Source organism: Streptomyces sp. NPDC059564 (assembly GCF_042735575.1).
Lineage (GTDB): Bacteria > Actinomycetota > Actinomycetes > Streptomycetales > Streptomycetaceae > Streptomyces.
Genome location: NZ_JBHWBP010000008.1, coordinates 28,159 through 43,064, shown reverse-complemented (window position 1 = coordinate 43,064; position 14,906 = coordinate 28,159). Strand labels below are relative to the sequence as shown.

19 protein-coding genes are annotated in these 14,906 nt (G+C 71.6%); 7 read left to right on the top strand and 12 right to left on the bottom strand.

Features of this window, described 5'->3' with window-relative positions; translation table 11 throughout:
- Positions 1-30: 30 nt before the first annotated feature.
- The gene (locus ACFV0Q_RS03575; protein WP_384999827.1) at positions 31-225 is read left to right on the top strand and encodes a DUF3046 domain-containing protein; all 195 of its coding nucleotides are present in this window, start codon (positions 31-33) and stop codon (positions 223-225) included.
- A 176-nt stretch (positions 226-401) separates the two neighbouring features.
- A complete protein-coding gene (locus ACFV0Q_RS03570) occupies positions 402-1,496 on the top strand; it encodes an AI-2E family transporter (RefSeq protein WP_384999882.1) in 1,095 nt (364 codons plus the stop codon).
- On the opposite strand, the gene ACFV0Q_RS03565 is transcribed toward ACFV0Q_RS03570, so the two are convergent.
- On the bottom strand, positions 1,441-2,217 hold the full coding sequence (locus tag ACFV0Q_RS03565; protein WP_384999824.1) for a Clp protease N-terminal domain-containing protein: 777 nt from the start codon (positions 2,215-2,217) through the stop codon (positions 1,441-1,443). The two genes, ACFV0Q_RS03570 and ACFV0Q_RS03565, sit on opposite strands and share 56 nt — an antisense overlap.
- A gap of 147 nt (positions 2,218-2,364) precedes the next feature.
- On the opposite strand from ACFV0Q_RS03565, the gene ACFV0Q_RS03560 reads away from it, so the two are divergent.
- On the top strand, positions 2,365-2,937 hold the full coding sequence (locus ACFV0Q_RS03560; protein ID WP_384999821.1) for an HPP family protein: 573 nt from the start codon (positions 2,365-2,367) through the stop codon (positions 2,935-2,937).
- Between the two features lie 72 nt (positions 2,938-3,009).
- Here the strand turns inward: ACFV0Q_RS03560 and ACFV0Q_RS03555 are convergent, their stop codons facing one another.
- Positions 3,010-3,435 carry a hypothetical protein gene (locus tag ACFV0Q_RS03555; RefSeq protein ID WP_384999818.1) on the bottom strand — a complete coding sequence of 142 codons (426 nt, stop codon included), beginning with the start codon at positions 3,433-3,435 and terminating at the stop codon, positions 3,010-3,012.
- A gap of 294 nt (positions 3,436-3,729) precedes the next feature.
- Here ACFV0Q_RS03555 and ACFV0Q_RS03550 point away from each other — a divergent pair, with 294 nt between their 5' ends.
- Positions 3,730-4,584, top strand: coding sequence for a serine protease (locus ACFV0Q_RS03550; RefSeq protein WP_384999815.1), 855 nt, complete (start codon positions 3,730-3,732; stop codon positions 4,582-4,584).
- 75 nt (positions 4,585-4,659) lie between these two features.
- On the opposite strand, the gene ACFV0Q_RS03545 is transcribed toward ACFV0Q_RS03550, so the two are convergent.
- The gene (locus ACFV0Q_RS03545) at positions 4,660-5,058 is read right to left on the bottom strand and encodes a nuclear transport factor 2 family protein (protein ID WP_384999812.1); all 399 of its coding nucleotides are present in this window, start codon (positions 5,056-5,058) and stop codon (positions 4,660-4,662) included.
- 145 nt (positions 5,059-5,203) lie between these two features.
- On the opposite strand from ACFV0Q_RS03545, the gene ACFV0Q_RS03540 reads away from it, so the two are divergent.
- A complete protein-coding gene (locus tag ACFV0Q_RS03540) occupies positions 5,204-5,977 on the top strand; it encodes a hypothetical protein (RefSeq protein WP_384999809.1) in 774 nt (257 codons plus the stop codon).
- Between the two features lie 19 nt (positions 5,978-5,996).
- Here ACFV0Q_RS03540 and ACFV0Q_RS03535 read toward each other — a convergent pair whose 3' ends face one another.
- Positions 5,997-6,542 (bottom strand): GNAT family N-acetyltransferase, encoded by a 546-nt coding sequence (locus tag ACFV0Q_RS03535; RefSeq protein WP_384999806.1) that lies wholly within the window; start codon positions 6,540-6,542, stop codon positions 5,997-5,999.
- A gap of 200 nt (positions 6,543-6,742) precedes the next feature.
- On the opposite strand from ACFV0Q_RS03535, the gene recA reads away from it, so the two are divergent.
- Both recA and recX read left to right on the top strand, forming a co-directional pair.
- Positions 6,743-7,855 (top strand): recombinase RecA, encoded by a 1,113-nt coding sequence (gene recA / locus ACFV0Q_RS03530; protein ID WP_384999803.1) that lies wholly within the window; start codon positions 6,743-6,745, stop codon positions 7,853-7,855.
- Positions 7,856-7,858: 3 nt separating this feature from the next.
- Entirely contained in the window at positions 7,859-8,422 is a 564-nt protein-coding gene (recX, locus tag ACFV0Q_RS03525; protein ID WP_384999800.1) for a recombination regulator RecX, read from the top strand.
- A 124-nt stretch (positions 8,423-8,546) separates the two neighbouring features.
- Here the strand turns inward: recX and ACFV0Q_RS03520 are convergent, their stop codons facing one another.
- From ACFV0Q_RS03520 to ACFV0Q_RS03485, 8 genes are all read right to left on the bottom strand, one after another.
- Complete coding sequence (locus ACFV0Q_RS03520) at positions 8,547-8,936, bottom strand: rhodanese-like domain-containing protein (RefSeq protein ID WP_384999797.1); 390 nt, start codon at positions 8,934-8,936, stop codon at positions 8,547-8,549.
- Complete coding sequence (locus ACFV0Q_RS03515) at positions 8,933-9,466, bottom strand: cysteine dioxygenase (RefSeq protein WP_384999794.1); 534 nt, start codon at positions 9,464-9,466, stop codon at positions 8,933-8,935. The genes ACFV0Q_RS03520 and ACFV0Q_RS03515 overlap by 4 nt, the downstream gene beginning before the upstream one ends.
- 76 nt (positions 9,467-9,542) lie before the next feature.
- Positions 9,543-9,590 (bottom strand): hypothetical protein, encoded by a 48-nt coding sequence (locus ACFV0Q_RS03510; protein ID WP_311314449.1) that lies wholly within the window; start codon positions 9,588-9,590, stop codon positions 9,543-9,545.
- 71 nt (positions 9,591-9,661) lie between these two features.
- Positions 9,662-11,248, bottom strand: a complete 1,587-nt coding sequence (locus ACFV0Q_RS03505) for an FAD-dependent monooxygenase (protein WP_384999791.1) — start codon at positions 11,246-11,248, stop codon at positions 9,662-9,664.
- A 152-nt stretch (positions 11,249-11,400) separates the two neighbouring features.
- Positions 11,401-12,279, bottom strand: a complete 879-nt coding sequence (locus tag ACFV0Q_RS03500; RefSeq protein WP_384999788.1) for an amino acid ABC transporter permease — start codon at positions 12,277-12,279, stop codon at positions 11,401-11,403.
- Positions 12,276-12,950 carry an amino acid ABC transporter permease gene (locus ACFV0Q_RS03495; protein ID WP_384999785.1) on the bottom strand — a complete coding sequence of 225 codons (675 nt, stop codon included), beginning with the start codon at positions 12,948-12,950 and terminating at the stop codon, positions 12,276-12,278. The genes ACFV0Q_RS03500 and ACFV0Q_RS03495 overlap by 4 nt, the downstream gene beginning before the upstream one ends.
- 83 nt (positions 12,951-13,033) lie before the next feature.
- On the bottom strand, positions 13,034-13,885 hold the full coding sequence (locus tag ACFV0Q_RS03490; protein WP_384999782.1) for a glutamate ABC transporter substrate-binding protein: 852 nt from the start codon (positions 13,883-13,885) through the stop codon (positions 13,034-13,036).
- A gap of 99 nt (positions 13,886-13,984) precedes the next feature.
- Positions 13,985-14,770 carry an amino acid ABC transporter ATP-binding protein gene (locus tag ACFV0Q_RS03485; RefSeq protein WP_384999780.1) on the bottom strand — a complete coding sequence of 262 codons (786 nt, stop codon included), beginning with the start codon at positions 14,768-14,770 and terminating at the stop codon, positions 13,985-13,987.
- Between the last annotated feature and the right edge of the window lie 136 nt (positions 14,771-14,906).

The window sequence follows — 14,906 nt, the reverse complement described above, 5'->3', positions numbered from 1 at the left end:
GTGCACTCTCCCGGGCGGGATACTGGAGGCATGCGGTTGACGATTTTCTGGGAGCGGATGGCCGAGCACTTCGGTGCGGGCTACGCCGAGTCCTTCGCCCGGGACCACGTGATGACGGAGCTCGGCGGACGCACCGTCCACCAGGCGCTGGAGGCGGGCTGGGAGGCCAAGGACGTGTGGCGCGCGGTGTGTTCGGCCATGGACGTGCCGGCCTCCATGCGCTGAGGCGGGCACCGCTTCGTGGTTCGCGAAGCGCGTGGGACACACTGGGCGGCGTGGCAGCCAGTGATGAGACGACGACCGATCCGACCGCGGACCTCCGGGGAGGCCCGCCGCCGTCAGGTCCGCCGTCCGGGCCGTCGGACGCCGACGGGGCCGCCCGGTCCGGGGCGGACGCGCGGATGCCGCGCTGGCTGCCGCGCGCGGTGGTCCTCGTACTGGCCCTGGTCGCCTGCTTCCAGCTCGGCAGCTGGGTCTTCCACCAGCTGATCGGGCTCCTCGTCAACGTCCTGATCGCGTTCTTCCTCGCGCTCGCGATCGAACCCGCCGTGGCCAGGATGGCCGCCCGGGGCATGCGCCGCGGGCTGGCCACCTTCCTGGTGACCCTCGGGGTGTTCGTCGCGACCGCGGGCTTCCTCGCGCTGCTCGGCTCGATGCTCGCCGGGCAGATCGTCGACATCGTGGAGGGCTTCCCGGGCACCCTCGACTCGGTGATCAGCTGGATCAACAGGACCTTCCACACCGATCTGTCCCGGCTGGACATACAGGACAGCCTGCTGCACTCCGACTGGCTCCAGAAGTACGTGCAGAACAGCGCGTCCGGCGTGCTCGACGTGTCCACCACCGTGCTCGGCGGGCTCTTCAGGCTGCTGACGGTCGGCCTGTTCGCCTTCTACTTCGCCGCCGACGGGCCCCGCCTGCGGCGCGCGCTGTGCTCCGTACTGCCGCCCTCCAAGCAGTCGGAGGTGCTGCGGGCCTGGGAGATCGCCGTCGCCAAGACGGGCGGCTACCTGTACTCCCGCGGCCTGATGGCACTGATCTCCGGCATCGCGCACTACATCGTCTTCGTGCTCCTGCACGTGCCGTACGCGCCCGCCCTCGCGGTGTGGGTGGGGCTGGTCTCCCAGTTCATCCCCACCATCGGCACCTACCTGGCGGGCGCGCTGCCGATGCTGATCGCCTTCACGGTCGACCCCTGGTACGCCCTGTACGTGCTCGGATTCGTGGTGGTCTACCAGCAGTTCGAGAACTACGTGCTCCAGCCGAAGCTGACCGCGAAGACGGTCGACATCCATCCGGCGGTGGCCTTCGGGTCGGTGATCGCCGGCACCGCCCTGCTGGGCGCGGTCGGGGCGCTCATCGCGATCCCGGCCGTCGCCACCCTGCAGGCCTTCCTCGGCGCGTACGTCAAGCGCTACGAGGTCACCGAACCGGCGCCGGTCACGGCTGCCCGCCGTCCCCGGATCCGCCGAGTACGGAGGCCAGGAGCGCGCTGATGGCGGCCTCGGCCCCGGCCTTGTCGAGCCCGAGGCGGCTCAGCACGCCGTCGCCGTCCTCCAGTTCGAGGAGGGCGAGCAGGATGTGCTCGGTGCCGACGTAGCCGTGGCCCAGGCGCAGGGCCTCGCGGAAGGTGAGCTCCAGGGCCTTCTTGGCGGCGGCGTCGAAGGGGACCAGGTCCGGCACGGGCGCGCCGGAGGGCTCGGGCAGGGCGGCGGTGACGGCGGTGCGGACGTCGGCGGGCGTGAGCTGCCGGGCGGTGAGCACCGCGACCCAGAGGCCCTCGGGTTCGGCGAGCAGGCCCAGGGCCAGGTGCTCGGGGCGGATCTCGGTGTGGCCGGCCGCGCGGGCCTCGTTCTGGGCGCTCACGACGACGTTGCGGGCGCGGGGGGTGAAGCGTCCGAAGCCCTGGCTCGGGTCGAGGCCGGCGTCGCCCTCCTTGTCGGCCTTGGGCACGAAGCGCTTCTGCGCGGCCTGGCGGGTGACGCCCATGCTGCGGCCGATGTCGGTCCAGGAGGCGCCGGAGCGGCGGGCCTGGTCGACGAAGTGGCCGATGAGGTGGTCGGCCACGTCACCGAGGGCCTCGGCGGCGACGACCGCGTCGCTGAGCTGATCCAGGGTGTCGGTGTGGACCTTCTTGATGGCCTCGATCAGATCGTCGAGGCGGACCGGGTTGGTCATGCGGACGGGTTCCACGGGTTCCACGGAAGGGTTCGTCATGGGTGCAACCCTAGGTTGACACCCCGGGGGTGTCAACCGTTGGTTGTCAGTCGGTTGGCGGTCGGTTGGTCGGCTGCCGGCCGGTCGCCGATGCGGGGGCCTCTCGGTATAGGGCCGGAATGTGGGGCACCGGTAGACCTGGCGGCCATGAGCGTGGACACGAGTACCGAACAGCCCGCCCGGACGGCGGTGGCCGCCCGGGGTCACGGCCTGGCCGCCCTGCGCCCGCTCGCGGGGCGGGCCCCCGCGCCCGCCGCACCCGCCCGGGCCACCGCCCTGCACAGCGGTACGGTGGCGGCGGCCGCGCTGCTGGCGCTGGTCGGCATCGGCGCGCTGCTGTGCGAGCCCGTACTGATCCCGCCGATCGCGGCGAGCGCGGCCATCGTCTACGGGGTGCCCGCGCTGCCCCTGGCCCAGCCGCGCAGCGTCATCGCGGGGCACCTGCTGTGCGCGGCGGCCGGCTATCTGGCGCTGGCGCTGCTCGGGCGCGCGCCGTGGGTGGCGGCGCTCGGGGCGGGGGTGGCGGTGGGGCTCATGACACTGGCCCGGACCCCGCATTCGCCGGCGGCGGCGACCACCGTGGTGGTGGTGACGCAGGCGCCGGATCCGGTGTGGTTCGTACCGCTGCTGGCCGGTGCGGCGGCGGTGCTGGTGCTGGCGGGGATGGCCGCCTCGCGGCTGCGGCCGGGGGCCGCGCGGTATCCCGTGTACTGGTGGTGAGCCGGGGGCGCGTGCCGGGGGTGCGGGGGGCTGGGGACGCGGTCCCCCGCACCCGCCGGCGCGCGGCCGGCGTCAGGCGGCGGGCTGGGTCTGCCCGGTCAGCAGGCCGAGCAGCTGGTCCATCTCGCCGCGCCAGATGCGGTGCACGTTCATCCGGGTCGGCGACGTGTGGCCGGGGAGCTGGATGCGGAACGAGCTCCAGATGGCGTTGCGCTTGATGTCGGTGACGGTCCCGACGGCCTGGGCGGGCGGTATCGCGAAGACGATCTCCTGCGGGCGGTTGCTCATCCGGCTCGCCTTGTGGAGGACCACGGCCTGCTCGGTGACGGTGACGAAGTAATAGGTGAGGAACGCCTGGCCGATGAGGCCGAGCATGTTCATCAGCCACACGCTGGGGCCGGCGATGGCCTGGATCGTGACGATGGGCCTGTCGGTGGGGTTCGCCTGGGTGAGGGCGTCTGCCACCTGCTGCTGGATCGTGGCCTTCTTGATGGCCATGGGTCCTCCTGAGCGGAATTTCACGGCCCCCGTCGTCGGGGGCACCGCAGGGTACCGGCCATGGAAGGGCTGTTTTCCGCCAGGTCGGGGCGGTGGTGGATGCGTCCCGGTATGCGGTTCCGTGCCCGCCTCGTGGGGCGTTGGGGCGGTTGAGGGGGGAAGGGTCCGTGATCCGGGTGGGCGTCGGTTTCTCAACTGTCAAGGCCCTCTTGTGAGTTGACTCCGGTCAACTGAGAATGCGCATGACAACCGAAGGATCTTCGGTCGCATTCGTCACCAGAGGGGAACCCCCACATGAACAAGCCTCTCGCCGGCCTCGCGCTGTCCCTGCTCCTGACAGGAGCCGCGGCGGCGCCGGCCGTTGCCTCGGCCCCCCGGGACACCGGCCGGTCGACGGCCCCGGCGGCACCGGCCGTCGCGGTCACCTACGCGGGCACCGTCGCGCTCAGCAACTGCTCCGGCTCCGTGGTCCGTACGCCCAGCTCCCAGCCGGGCGACCCGGCGCTCGTCCTCTCCAACGGCCACTGTCTGGAGACCGGCTTCCCGGCGGCCGGCGAGGTCCTCGTGAACCGGGCCTCCAGCCGTTCGTTCTCGCTGCTCAACGCGTCCGGCTCCAAGGTCGCGACGCTGCGCGCCAGCAAGATCGCGTACGGGACGATGACGGACACGGACGTCTCGCTGTACCAGCTGACCAAGACGTACGCGCAGATCCAGAGCCAGTACGGCATCGGCGCGCTCACCCTCAACGACGCCCGCCCCACGCAGGGTTCGTCGATCAAGGTGGTGTCCGGGTACTGGAAGCGCACCTACAGCTGCAACGTCGACGGGTTCGCGTACCGCCTCAAGGAGGGCGCCTGGACCTGGAAGGACTCGGTCCGCTACACCTCGTCCTGCAACACCATCGGCGGTACCTCCGGCTCGCCGGTGATCGACACGACGACCGGCAAGGTCGTCGCCGTCAACAACACCGGCAACGAGGACGGCCAGCGCTGCACGGACAACAACCCGTGCGAGGTGGACGAGAACGGCCAGGTGACGGTCCGCCAGGGCATCAACTACGCCCAGGAGACGTACATCCTCGTCCCCTGCATCGGCGCCGGCAATCAGATCGACCTGAACCGGCCCGGCTGCACCCTGCCGAAGCCGTAACCCGCACCCACCCTGTCCGCCCGGTCCCGCCGGCACTCTCCCGTCGGCGGGGCCGGGCGTGCGTGCGTCAGGCAGTCACGGCGTCACGGTGTCGCCGTGCCGGTGGGCCACCCTCCACGCGCCGTCCTCGCGGCGGTACACCTGCGTGGCCCGCAGCGTGTAGCTCCTCGGCACGCCGTCGACGGAGACGGAGGTGTGCTCCAGTCCGGCCGTGTAGGCCATGTCGCCCACGACGTCGTACGCGAGCAGCTCGAAGGCGTAGGACGTGCAGTCGGAGAAGCTCTCCCCGAGGGCGCTGAAGAGCGCGTCGACCTCGTGCCGTCCGCGGGCGTTGCGCCAGGCCCCCAGCACGCTGACCGGCTCGTCGCGCGACCACAGCGCCCGCCGGGGCTCCGGGTCGCCGTTGTGCAGCGCGAGCTCCGCCTCGTACAGGGCGGTCCGGACCCACGCCAGGAACTCGTCGCCGTCGCTCATGCCTCCATCATGCGCCCGTCGGCCGCCACGGCGGTCCGGGCTGCCGGGCCCCGGCAACCGGGCCCGGGGGAAGGTGCCGGAGTGTGGCCTGGCGCCCGGTCGTTGGCGCGAGGCCCACTGGTGGGGAGGCGAAGGGGGACACGGGATGGCTGTGCGGACGGGGGAGCGGGTGGAGCCGGCCCGCCACCGGTGGGCGTGGTGGCGGGCCGGGGCGTGGGCGCTGCTGGGGCCGGCGCTGCTGGCGCTCTCCGCGATCCCGGCCCTCGGCGTTCCCGAGGAGGTCGCCACCGAGAAGGCCTTCTCGGCCGCGCGGCCCTGTGGCGCGCGGGAGCCGGCCGGGGCCCGGGCGGACTGCCTGCGCACGACCCGCGCGACGGTGCTCTCCGCCGAAGACGTCAAGAGCGGCAAGGCCACGGTCTTCCGCGTGCGGCTGCGGCCCCCCGTCCCGGCCCCCGCCGACCGGCCCTTCGACCTGGACGCGGCCGGAGCGCTGTCGGAGCGCATCGAGCCGGGGGTCGAGGTGGAGGTCACCACCTGGCGCGACGTCCAGGTCTCCGTCAGCCGCGACGGCACCGGCGAGACGCTGCCGGGGCTTCCGGACGAGAAGGCCGCCATGTCCGCCGGGATCGCGCTGGCCGGCGTCTGGGCGGCGGCCCTGGCCCTGCTCGCGGCGCTCGGCACCGCCCGGCGGGCCCGGCGCTCCGCCACCGGCCGTCCGTACGCCCCGCAGGTCCGGTTCGGCGTCGCGAAGGGCCTGGCCGTGCTGGTCGTACCGCTCGCCGCGGGGTTCATCGCCGGGCGCGTCGCGGACGGCTGGACGGCCGTGACCCTGACGGCGGCCTCCTGCGCCCTCGTGGCCGTCCCGGCCACCCTCGCGGCCCTCCGCTGGGACCGCCCCCGCCCTTCCGTGACCGCCTGACCCCGCGCCCCTCCGGGCGCTACAGGGGCGACAACAGCATGAGGACCTCGTCGCGGTCGTCGTCGGCGCCCAGGCGCAGGGCTCCGGGCCAGCGGCCGATCTCCTGCCAGCCGAGCCGGCCGTAGAACTCTTCGAGGCCGGCGCCTCCGCGTACGGCGAGGTGCAGCTGCTCCAGGCCCATCTCGTCCCGGGCGACGTCACGGGCCCGGCGCACGAGACCCGCGCCGATGCCCCGCCCCCGCACGCCGAGCCGGGTCTGGACGTGGTGCAGCGTGCCCCAGTGCGCCACCAGCGGATGCGCGTCGCGGCGGATGGTGAGCCAGCCCGCCAGGCCGCCGTCGACCGTGGCGGCGATGAGACGGCTGCCCGTCGGACTGAGGCCCGCGATGAGGCGGCCGACCGCGGCGGCGACCTCGGCGGCATCGACCGGGGGAAAGGGGAACCCGGCCGCTCCGCCGGCGTTGGACACCTCGGTCCAGCACTCGGCGAGGGCCTCGGGGAAGTCTTCGGTGATCCCTTCAGGGCTGACGAACTGCTGGAAGATCGGCGCTTTGTCGCTGGTCATGACATGAGTCTCGCAACGGTGCCGCACCACGGGATCCCCGGTGGTCCAAAGTGGCCGGGCGTGGTGCGCTTGACACGGAAATCGAACATCCATTCTGATGAGTTATCCACAGCCGAACCGGGCGTGGAAGCGCATTGTCAGTGGCAGGCGTTAGCGTCAATGGCGTGAAGCGATCGACTCAAGCAAACCGGGTGGAACCCATGGCAGGCACCGACCGCGAGAAGGCTCTCGACGCCGCGCTCGCACAGATTGAACGGCAATTCGGCAAGGGTGCGGTCATGCGCCTCGGCGACAAGCCGAACGACCCCATCGAGGTCATCCCCACCGGGTCGACCGCGCTGGACATCGCCCTCGGCGTCGGCGGGCTGCCCCGCGGCCGTGTGATCGAGGTGTACGGGCCGGAGTCCTCCGGTAAGACCACCCTGACCCTGCACGCCGTGGCCAACGCGCAGAAGGCCGGCGGCACCGTCGCCTTCGTGGACGCCGAGCACGCGCTCGACCCCGAGTACGCCAAGGCCCTCGGCGTCGACACCGACAACCTCATCCTGTCCCAGCCGGACACCGGCGAGCAGGCGCTGGAGATCGTCGACATGCTGGTCCGCTCCGGCGCGCTCGACCTGATCGTCATCGACTCCGTCGCGGCGCTCGTGCCGCGCGCGGAGATCGAGGGTGAGATGGGCGACTCGCACGTGGGTCTCCAGGCCCGTCTGATGAGCCAGGCCCTGCGCAAGATCACCGGTGCGCTCAACCAGTCCAAGACCACCGCGATCTTCATCAACCAGCTCCGCGAGAAGATCGGTGTGATGTTCGGCTCGCCCGAGACCACCACCGGTGGCCGCGCGCTGAAGTTCTACGCCTCCGTACGTCTCGACATCCGCCGCATCGAGACCCTCAAGGACGGCACGGACGCGGTCGGCAACCGCACCCGCGTCAAGGTCGTCAAGAACAAGGTCGCGCCGCCCTTCAAGCAGGCCGAGTTCGACATCCTCTACGGCCAGGGCATCAGCCGCGAGGGCGGCCTGATCGACATGGGCGTGGAGCACGGCTTCGTGCGCAAGGCCGGCGCCTGGTACACGTACGAGGGCGACCAGCTCGGCCAGGGCAAGGAGAACGCCCGCAACTTCCTGAAGGACAACCCCGACCTCGCCAACGAGATCGAGCGGAAGATCAAGGAGAAGCTGGGCGTGGGTGTCCGCAAGGATGCCGCCGCCACGACCGGCGAGGCGGCCGCCGCGCCGGCCGACGCCGCTGCCGTGCCCGCCCCGGCGTCGAAGGCCAAGACGACGGCCAAGGCCGCCGTGGCCAAGAGCTGACCCGTGCGGGAGCAGGAAGGGGGCGGTGGGAACGGCGGCCGTGAGGGCCGCCAGGAGCTGCCGCCCCAGAGTCCCGAGGAGCAGGCGCGGGCGATCTGTCTGCGCCTGCTCACCGGGATGCCGCGGACGCGGCGCCAGCTCGCGGACGCCCTGGAGAAGCGGGGCATCCCCGAGGAGGTGGCGCAGGAGGTCCTCTCCCGGTACGAGGAGGTGGGCCTCATCGACGACGCCGCCTTCGCCGGAGCCTGGGTCGAGTCCCGCCACCGCGGCCGGGGCCTGGCCCGCCGGGCGCTCGCGCGGGAGCTGCGGACCAAGGGGGTGCACACCACCCTCGTGCAGGAGGCGCTGGAACAGCTGGACTCCGAGCAGGAGGAGCAGACGGCCCGGGAGCTCGTGGAGCGCAAGCTCCGCTCCACCCGGGGCCTGGAGCGGGACAAGCGGCTCCGGCGCCTCGCCGGGATGCTCGCCCGCAAGGGATACCCGGAGGGCATGGCCCTGCGGGTGGTCCGGCGCGCGCTGGAGAGGGAGGGCGAGGACGCCGACGACCTCGGGTACCCGGGAGCCTGAAACCCGGAGTCCGAGGCCCGGCCGCCGTGCCGGTGGCCTCGGGCCGCCGCGGGCTCCGGACGGAGTCCGGTGCAGCGGCCCGAAGCCGTGAGGCGCCCCCGCGCCGGGCGGTGCGAGGGACGCGTCAGGAGGAGACGACGGGGAGGCCGGCCGCCTTCCAGGCCTGGAAGCCGCCCGTCAGATCCGTCGCCCCGTGCAGACCCAGGGTGTGCAGGGAGGCCGCGGCCAGCGTGGAGGCGTACCCCTCGTTGCAGATCACCACGACCCGCAGGTCGTGCCCGGTGGCCTGCGGGAGGCGGTGGGAGCCCCTCGGATCGAGGCGCCACTCCAGTTCGTTGCGCTCGACGACCACCGCGCCCGGGATCAGCCCGTCCCGCTCGCGCAGCGCCTGGTAGCGGATGTCCACCAGCAGCGCCCCCTCCAGCGAGGCCTCGTACGCGGCCTGCGGCTCGATGCGGGCGTAGCCCTCGCGGACCCGCTCCAGCAGCTCGTCGATGCCGACCGGGGTGCTCACTGCCAGTCCGCCGGGCGCTCGACCTGCTCCAGGGTGAGGACGGGGCCGCTGCGGCTGTACCGGCGGATCAGCGGCAGCGGCGGATAGTACGCGTGGACGGAGACGGCGTGCTCGGACGGGGACTCGTTGACGACCTCGTGTACGTGGTGCTCGCCGAAGGCCCGCCCGGTGCCCGCGCCGAGGCTGCGGGTGCGGTCCACCTCGGGGGCGAGTTCCAGCGACTGCCAGCCCTCGGACGGCAGCCGCACGGTGAGGGAGTGTTCGGTGAGCCGGCCCCGCGCCGTGGCGAAGGCGCCCCGGGACTCGGCGTGGTCGTGCCAGCCGGTGCCGGTGCCGGGCGGCCAGCCGATCAGCCAGGCCTCGCTGCCGCCCGGACCGTCGAGCCGGATCCAGGTGCGGCCCTGCGGATCCAGCGGCAGGGAATCCACGACCGCCGGATCGGCGGCGGTGCGCAGCGCGAAGGCGAGGAGTTCCGCCGCCGTCGGCGCGGCGGTGCGGGCGGGGGCGTGCGTGGGTGCGGGAGCAGACATGCGATGACCGTCCTGGAAGTTCGCGAGAGTGCGCGCGGGCCCGAACGGGGCACGGGGCGCGCAGGGGGAAGGCGAATCAGCAGGAAGGGCGACACACGCAGCCCGCGTAGCGGAGCAGGTCCATGTGAACCCTCCGCCACAGGCGTACGTCGTTGCCGGTCATGACGGTGAGTGAACCACGAGCGCCCAGGAGCGTCAATCGATCACCACTGTGGGCGTGGTGGAGGGGGACTGCCTCGGAGCGTCCGCCGGGGCGCCCGCACGGACCGCGTCCGCCGCCTCGTACAGCTCCGCCGGGCGGACCCCCGCGAAGGTGGCCGCCAGGTGTCCGTCGGGCCGTACGAGGAGCACGGTGTGCGCCGGAGCCCCCGGGTAGGCGTCCGCGACCAGCAGCTCGGCCCGGACCGGCAGCGCGCTGACCGCCGCCGCGAGCCGGGGCATCAGCCCGGCGCTCAGCCAGTGCCGCCGGTCCCACACCCCGGTGCCCGGGGCGACGAGGAGCACCAGCAGCCGGCCCCGCCCCAGCAGGTCGCGCAGCGGAACGGTCGCCCCGTCGGGCGCCGTCACCGGTACGTTCGCCACCGGCCCGCCCGGCTCGGTCGCCGTCGGGACCTCCCGTACGGCCATCGGCGGGGCGTACACCGGCTCCGCGCCGAGCGGGCCCCGGCCCAGGTGCCCGTCGGTGAGCAGGGCCTCCGCGGAACGGGCGGCTCCGGGCACGAGGGTGCGCAGGCCGCTCCCGCCCCGCAGCGCGGGCATGGCCTGGTCGGCGGCACGCAGCCGGGCGGCGACCGCGGTGCGCCGTTCGCCCTCGTAGCTGTCGAGCAGGGCCTCGGAGGCGCCCTGGTGCCAGGCCAGGGCCAGCTTCCAGGCGAGGTTCTCGGCGTCGCGCAGCCCCTCCTCGACCCCCTGGGTGCCGAGCGCGCCCAGCAGGTGCGCCGCGTCCCCGGCGAGGAAGGCCCGGCCGTCGCGCCAGCGCCGGGCGAGCCGGTGGTGCAGGGTGTGCACCCCGGTGTCGATCAGGTCGTACGGGGGAGTCGTGCCCCCGCACCAGCCCGCCAGGGTGTCCCGGATGAGGGTGACGAGCGCGTCCGGGGTCACCAGGTCCCCGCGCGCGGGCAGCAGCCAGTCCAGCCGCCACACGCCGTCGGGCAGCGGCCGGGCGGTGACCTCCTCGGGCCCGGCGGGCGGGTTGCGGTGCAGCAACGCTTCGCCGGGCCAGGGCAGTTCGGCGCGCAGCGCGGCCACGGCGTGCCGCTCCACGGCGGTCCGGCCGGGGAAGCGGATGCCGAGCAGCTTGCGCACGGTGGAGCGGGCTCCGTCGCAGCCGACGAGGTGGCTGCCGCGCCACCAGGTGGTCTCGGCGCCCCGGGTGTGGGCGGTGATCCCGCGTCCGTCCTGCTCCAGGGAGTCCAGCTTGGCATCGGTGACCAGCTGGACCAGGGGGTGCGCGGAGGCGGCGTCGCGCAGCCCGCGCGTGAGGGCGTGCTGCGGCAGGTGCAGGGGCGCGGGCCGGTCCTCGAAGGTGATCCGCCCGGACTCCTGACGGCGCCTCATGGTGCGCCAGGCCGCGAAGTGGGCCCCCTCGTCGCGCAGGGTGGTGCAGCCCAGCCGGTGCGCCATGGCGGCGGTGTCGGAGTGCAGGACGACCGAACGGGCGGGCCGGGGCTCGTCCTTGCCGGGCCCTTCGTCGAGCAGGACGCAGGGTACGCCGTGGCCGGCCAGGGCGAGGGAGAGGGACAGTCCGACCGGGCCCGCGCCGACGACGATCACCGGGTCCATGGCAGGGCTCCCGATGTCCGGTATGTGATCACAGAACGTATGCAACCCACTGGAGGTGCCTGCGTCAAGTGACACCCGTCCGCACAAAGCCGTGTGGTGCGGCGGAAGGCTCCGCCGCACCACACAGGTTACGCGCTGTCGCTGACCCGGCGTCAGACCGCCCGGCCGGTGGCCATGTCGCTGACCTCGGCGACGCCGACCACGGCCCCGGTGCTCTTGGTGGACTTCCGCAGCCGCCCCTCCAGCCAGGAGGCGAAGCTGGTGAGCGCGAAGTTCACCGCGATGTAGATCAGCGCGATCACCACGAGCGAGGCGATGGTGTTGCTGTAGTTCGCCGAGATCTGCCGGTTCATCGAGAGCAGTTCGGTGAGGCCCAGCAGCGAGCCGCCGAGCGCGGTGTCCTTGAGGATCACCACGAGCTGGCTGACCAGGGCCGGCAGCATGGCCGTGACGGCCTGCGGGATCAGCACGTAGGCCATGGTCTGGCCCTTGCGCATGCCGATCGCCTTGGCGGCGTCGGTCTGGCCGCGCGGCAGGGAGAGTACGCCCGCCCGGACGATCTCGGCGATGACCGACGCGTTGTACAGGACCAGGCCGGCGATCACCGCGTACAGCGGACGCGATTCGGAGGGCACGGTGGTGAACTGGACGAAGAAGGCGGAGCTGAACAGCATCAGCATCAGCACCGGAATCGCGCGGAAGAACTCCACGAACGTGCCGATCGGGCCCCGGACCCAGGCGTGGTCGGAGAGCCGGCCGATGCCCAGCAGGGCGCCCAGCGGCAGGGCGATGACCATGGCGATCGCGCCGGCCTGCAGGGTCTTGAGCAGACCGGGGATCAGGAAGGTCGTCCAGATCCGGCTGTCGGTGACGAACGGGGTCCACTTGTCGCCGTCGAGCTGATGCTTGTCCGCCATGACGGAGAGGATCCACCAGGCGGCGAGTCCGAACAGGACGAGGAAGACGCCGGCGTATATCCAGTTCCGCGCCTTGGCGCGGGGGCCCTGGACGTCGTACAGCACGGAGCTCATCGCTTCACCGCCACTCGCTTGGCCACCCAGCCCAGCAGCAGCCCGGTGGGCAGGGTCAGCAGACAGAAGCCGAGCGCGAATATCCCGAAGACGGCGAAGAGCGCCTGCGGCTCGTTCTCGACCATTTCCTTCATCAGCAGGGCCGCTTCGGCCACGCCGATGGCCGCTGCCACCGTGGTGTTCTTGGTGAGCGCGATCAGTACGTTGGCGAGCGGTGCGACGACCGCCCGGAAAGCCTGGGGGAGCACGATCAGGGTCAGTACCTGGAAGAAGCTCAGCCCCAGCGCGCGGGCGGCCTCGGCCTGCCCGACGGGCACGGTGTTGATGCCCGAGCGCAGCGCCTCGCAGACGAAGGTGCCGGTGTAGGCGATCAGTGCGAGGACGGCGAGCCGGAACCCGGTCTCCTTGGAGGTGTCGCCGCCCAGGTTGATGGTCAGGGTCTGGTACAGACCCAGCGAGCACCCGATCACCAGCAGGGTCAGCGGAGTGTTGCGGACCAGGTTGACGTAGGCGGTGCCGAAGCCCCGCAGCAGCGGGACCGGGCTGACCCGCATCCCGACCAGGACGGTGCCCCATATGAGGGAACCCACCGCCGAGTAGAGGGTGAGCTGAACCGTCACCCAGAAGGCTCCGAGCAGGTCGTACTGCCCGGAATCAAGAAAGTCGAACACGTTGCCCTGCGCTCTCCCCAGGATGGCCGGTGAGGTGCGCCGCCGCCCGCGGCAGGCGGGCGGCGACGCTCCTCACCGGGAAATCAGCTGCCTTCGGTGATCTGCGGGGCAGGCTCGTTCTTGTAGTCGGCCGGGCCGAGGTTCTTCTTCACGGCCGCTTCCCAGGAGCCGTCCGAGACCATCTTCTTGAGCGCGGCGTTGATCTTGGTCTGGAGGTCCTTGTCGCCCTTCTTCAGACCGATGCCGTAGTTCTCGTTGCTCATGTTCAGGCCGGCGAGCTTGAACTTGCCCTTGTTCTTCTCCTGTGCGGCGTAGCCGGCCAGGATCGAGTTGTCCGTGGTCAGGGCGTCGACGGCCTTGTTCTCCAGGCCGGTCAGGCACTCGGAGTAGCCCGGGAACTCCTGGAGGTCGGCCTCCGGCGCCAGGTCCTTCTTGATGTTCTGCGCGGAGGTCGAGCCGGTGACCGAGCAGAGCTTCTTCTTGTTGAGGTCCTGGACCTTGGTGATGCTGCTGTCGTCGGCGCGGACCAGCAGGTCCTGGTGGGCCAGGAAGTACGGGCCGGCGAAGTCGACCTTCGCCTTGCGCTTGTCGTTGATCGAGTAGGTGGCGACGATGAACTTCACGTCCCCGTTGGAGATCAGGTTCTCGCGCTCGGCGCTGACGGCCTGCTTGAACTCGATCTGCTCCGGCTGGTAGCCGAGTTCCTTGGCCACGTAGGTGGCGACGTCGACGTCGAAGCCCGTGAACTTGCCGTCGGGGGTCTTCAGACCCAGACCCGGCTGGTCGAACTTGATGCCGATGACGACCTTGTCGGACTTGGTGCCACCGGAGGCCCCCGCGTCGGAGGCCGTGTCCTTCTTGCCGCCGCACGCGGTCGCGGTCATGGCGAGAACGACGGCCGTGGCGACGGCTGCGCCGACCTTGAGAACCTTCATGTGAACTTCCCTCGGATGAGACGTTGTTGGACGACGAGCGGAATCACGTCGTGGGGCGACGGCACGCGCCGTCGACCGGATCACTACCAGACGCGGGCGTCAGTGGTGCAGGATCTTCGACAGGAAGTCCTTGGCGCGGTCGCTGCGCGGGTTGCTGAAGAACTGGTCGGGCGTGGCCTGTTCGACGATCTTTCCGTCGGCCATGAAGACGACCCGGTTCGCCGCCGAGCGGGCGAAGCCCATCTCGTGCGTGACGACGACCATCGTCATGCCCTCGGCCGCGAGCTGCTGCATGACCTCCAGCACCTCGTTGATCATCTCCGGGTCCAGCGCCGAGGTGGGCTCGTCGAAGAGCATCACCTTCGGGTCCATCGCCAGTGCCCGGGCGATGGCGACGCGCTGCTGCTGGCCTCCGGACAGCTGGGCCGGGTACTTGTCGGCCTGCGTGCCGACGCCCACGCGGTCCAGCAGCGACTTCGCCTTCTCCAGCGCCGCTGCCTGGTCCGTCTTGCGGACCTTGAGCTGACCCAGCATCACGTTCTGGAGCACCGTCTTGTGCGCGAACAGGTTGAACGACTGGAACACCATGCCGACATCGGCACGCAGCCGGGCGAGTTCCTTGCCCTCGGCCGGCAGCGGCTTCCCGTCGAGCGTGATGGTGCCCGAGTCGATCGTTTCCAGCCGGTTGATGGTCCTGCACAGCGTGGACTTGCCCGATCCCGAGGGACCGATCACCACGACGACCTCACCGCGGGCAATGCTCAGATCGATGTCCTGAAGCACGTGCAGCGCGCCGAAGTGCTTGTTGACGTTGCTCAGTACGACCAGGCCGTCCGCGGCACCTGCCGCGTCCTGCGCGTCCTTGGTCACTGATACTCCGCTCATCGGCTTCTTGCTCCGTCCTCCGTCGGTTGGGAGGACAGTAGTGAGCGGGTGCGCACAGCGTCATCACATCTGAGCGAGAATTGAGGATAACGATCCGGCCTCGCGCCGATACGCTCCGTACGCGTCGCCCGATACG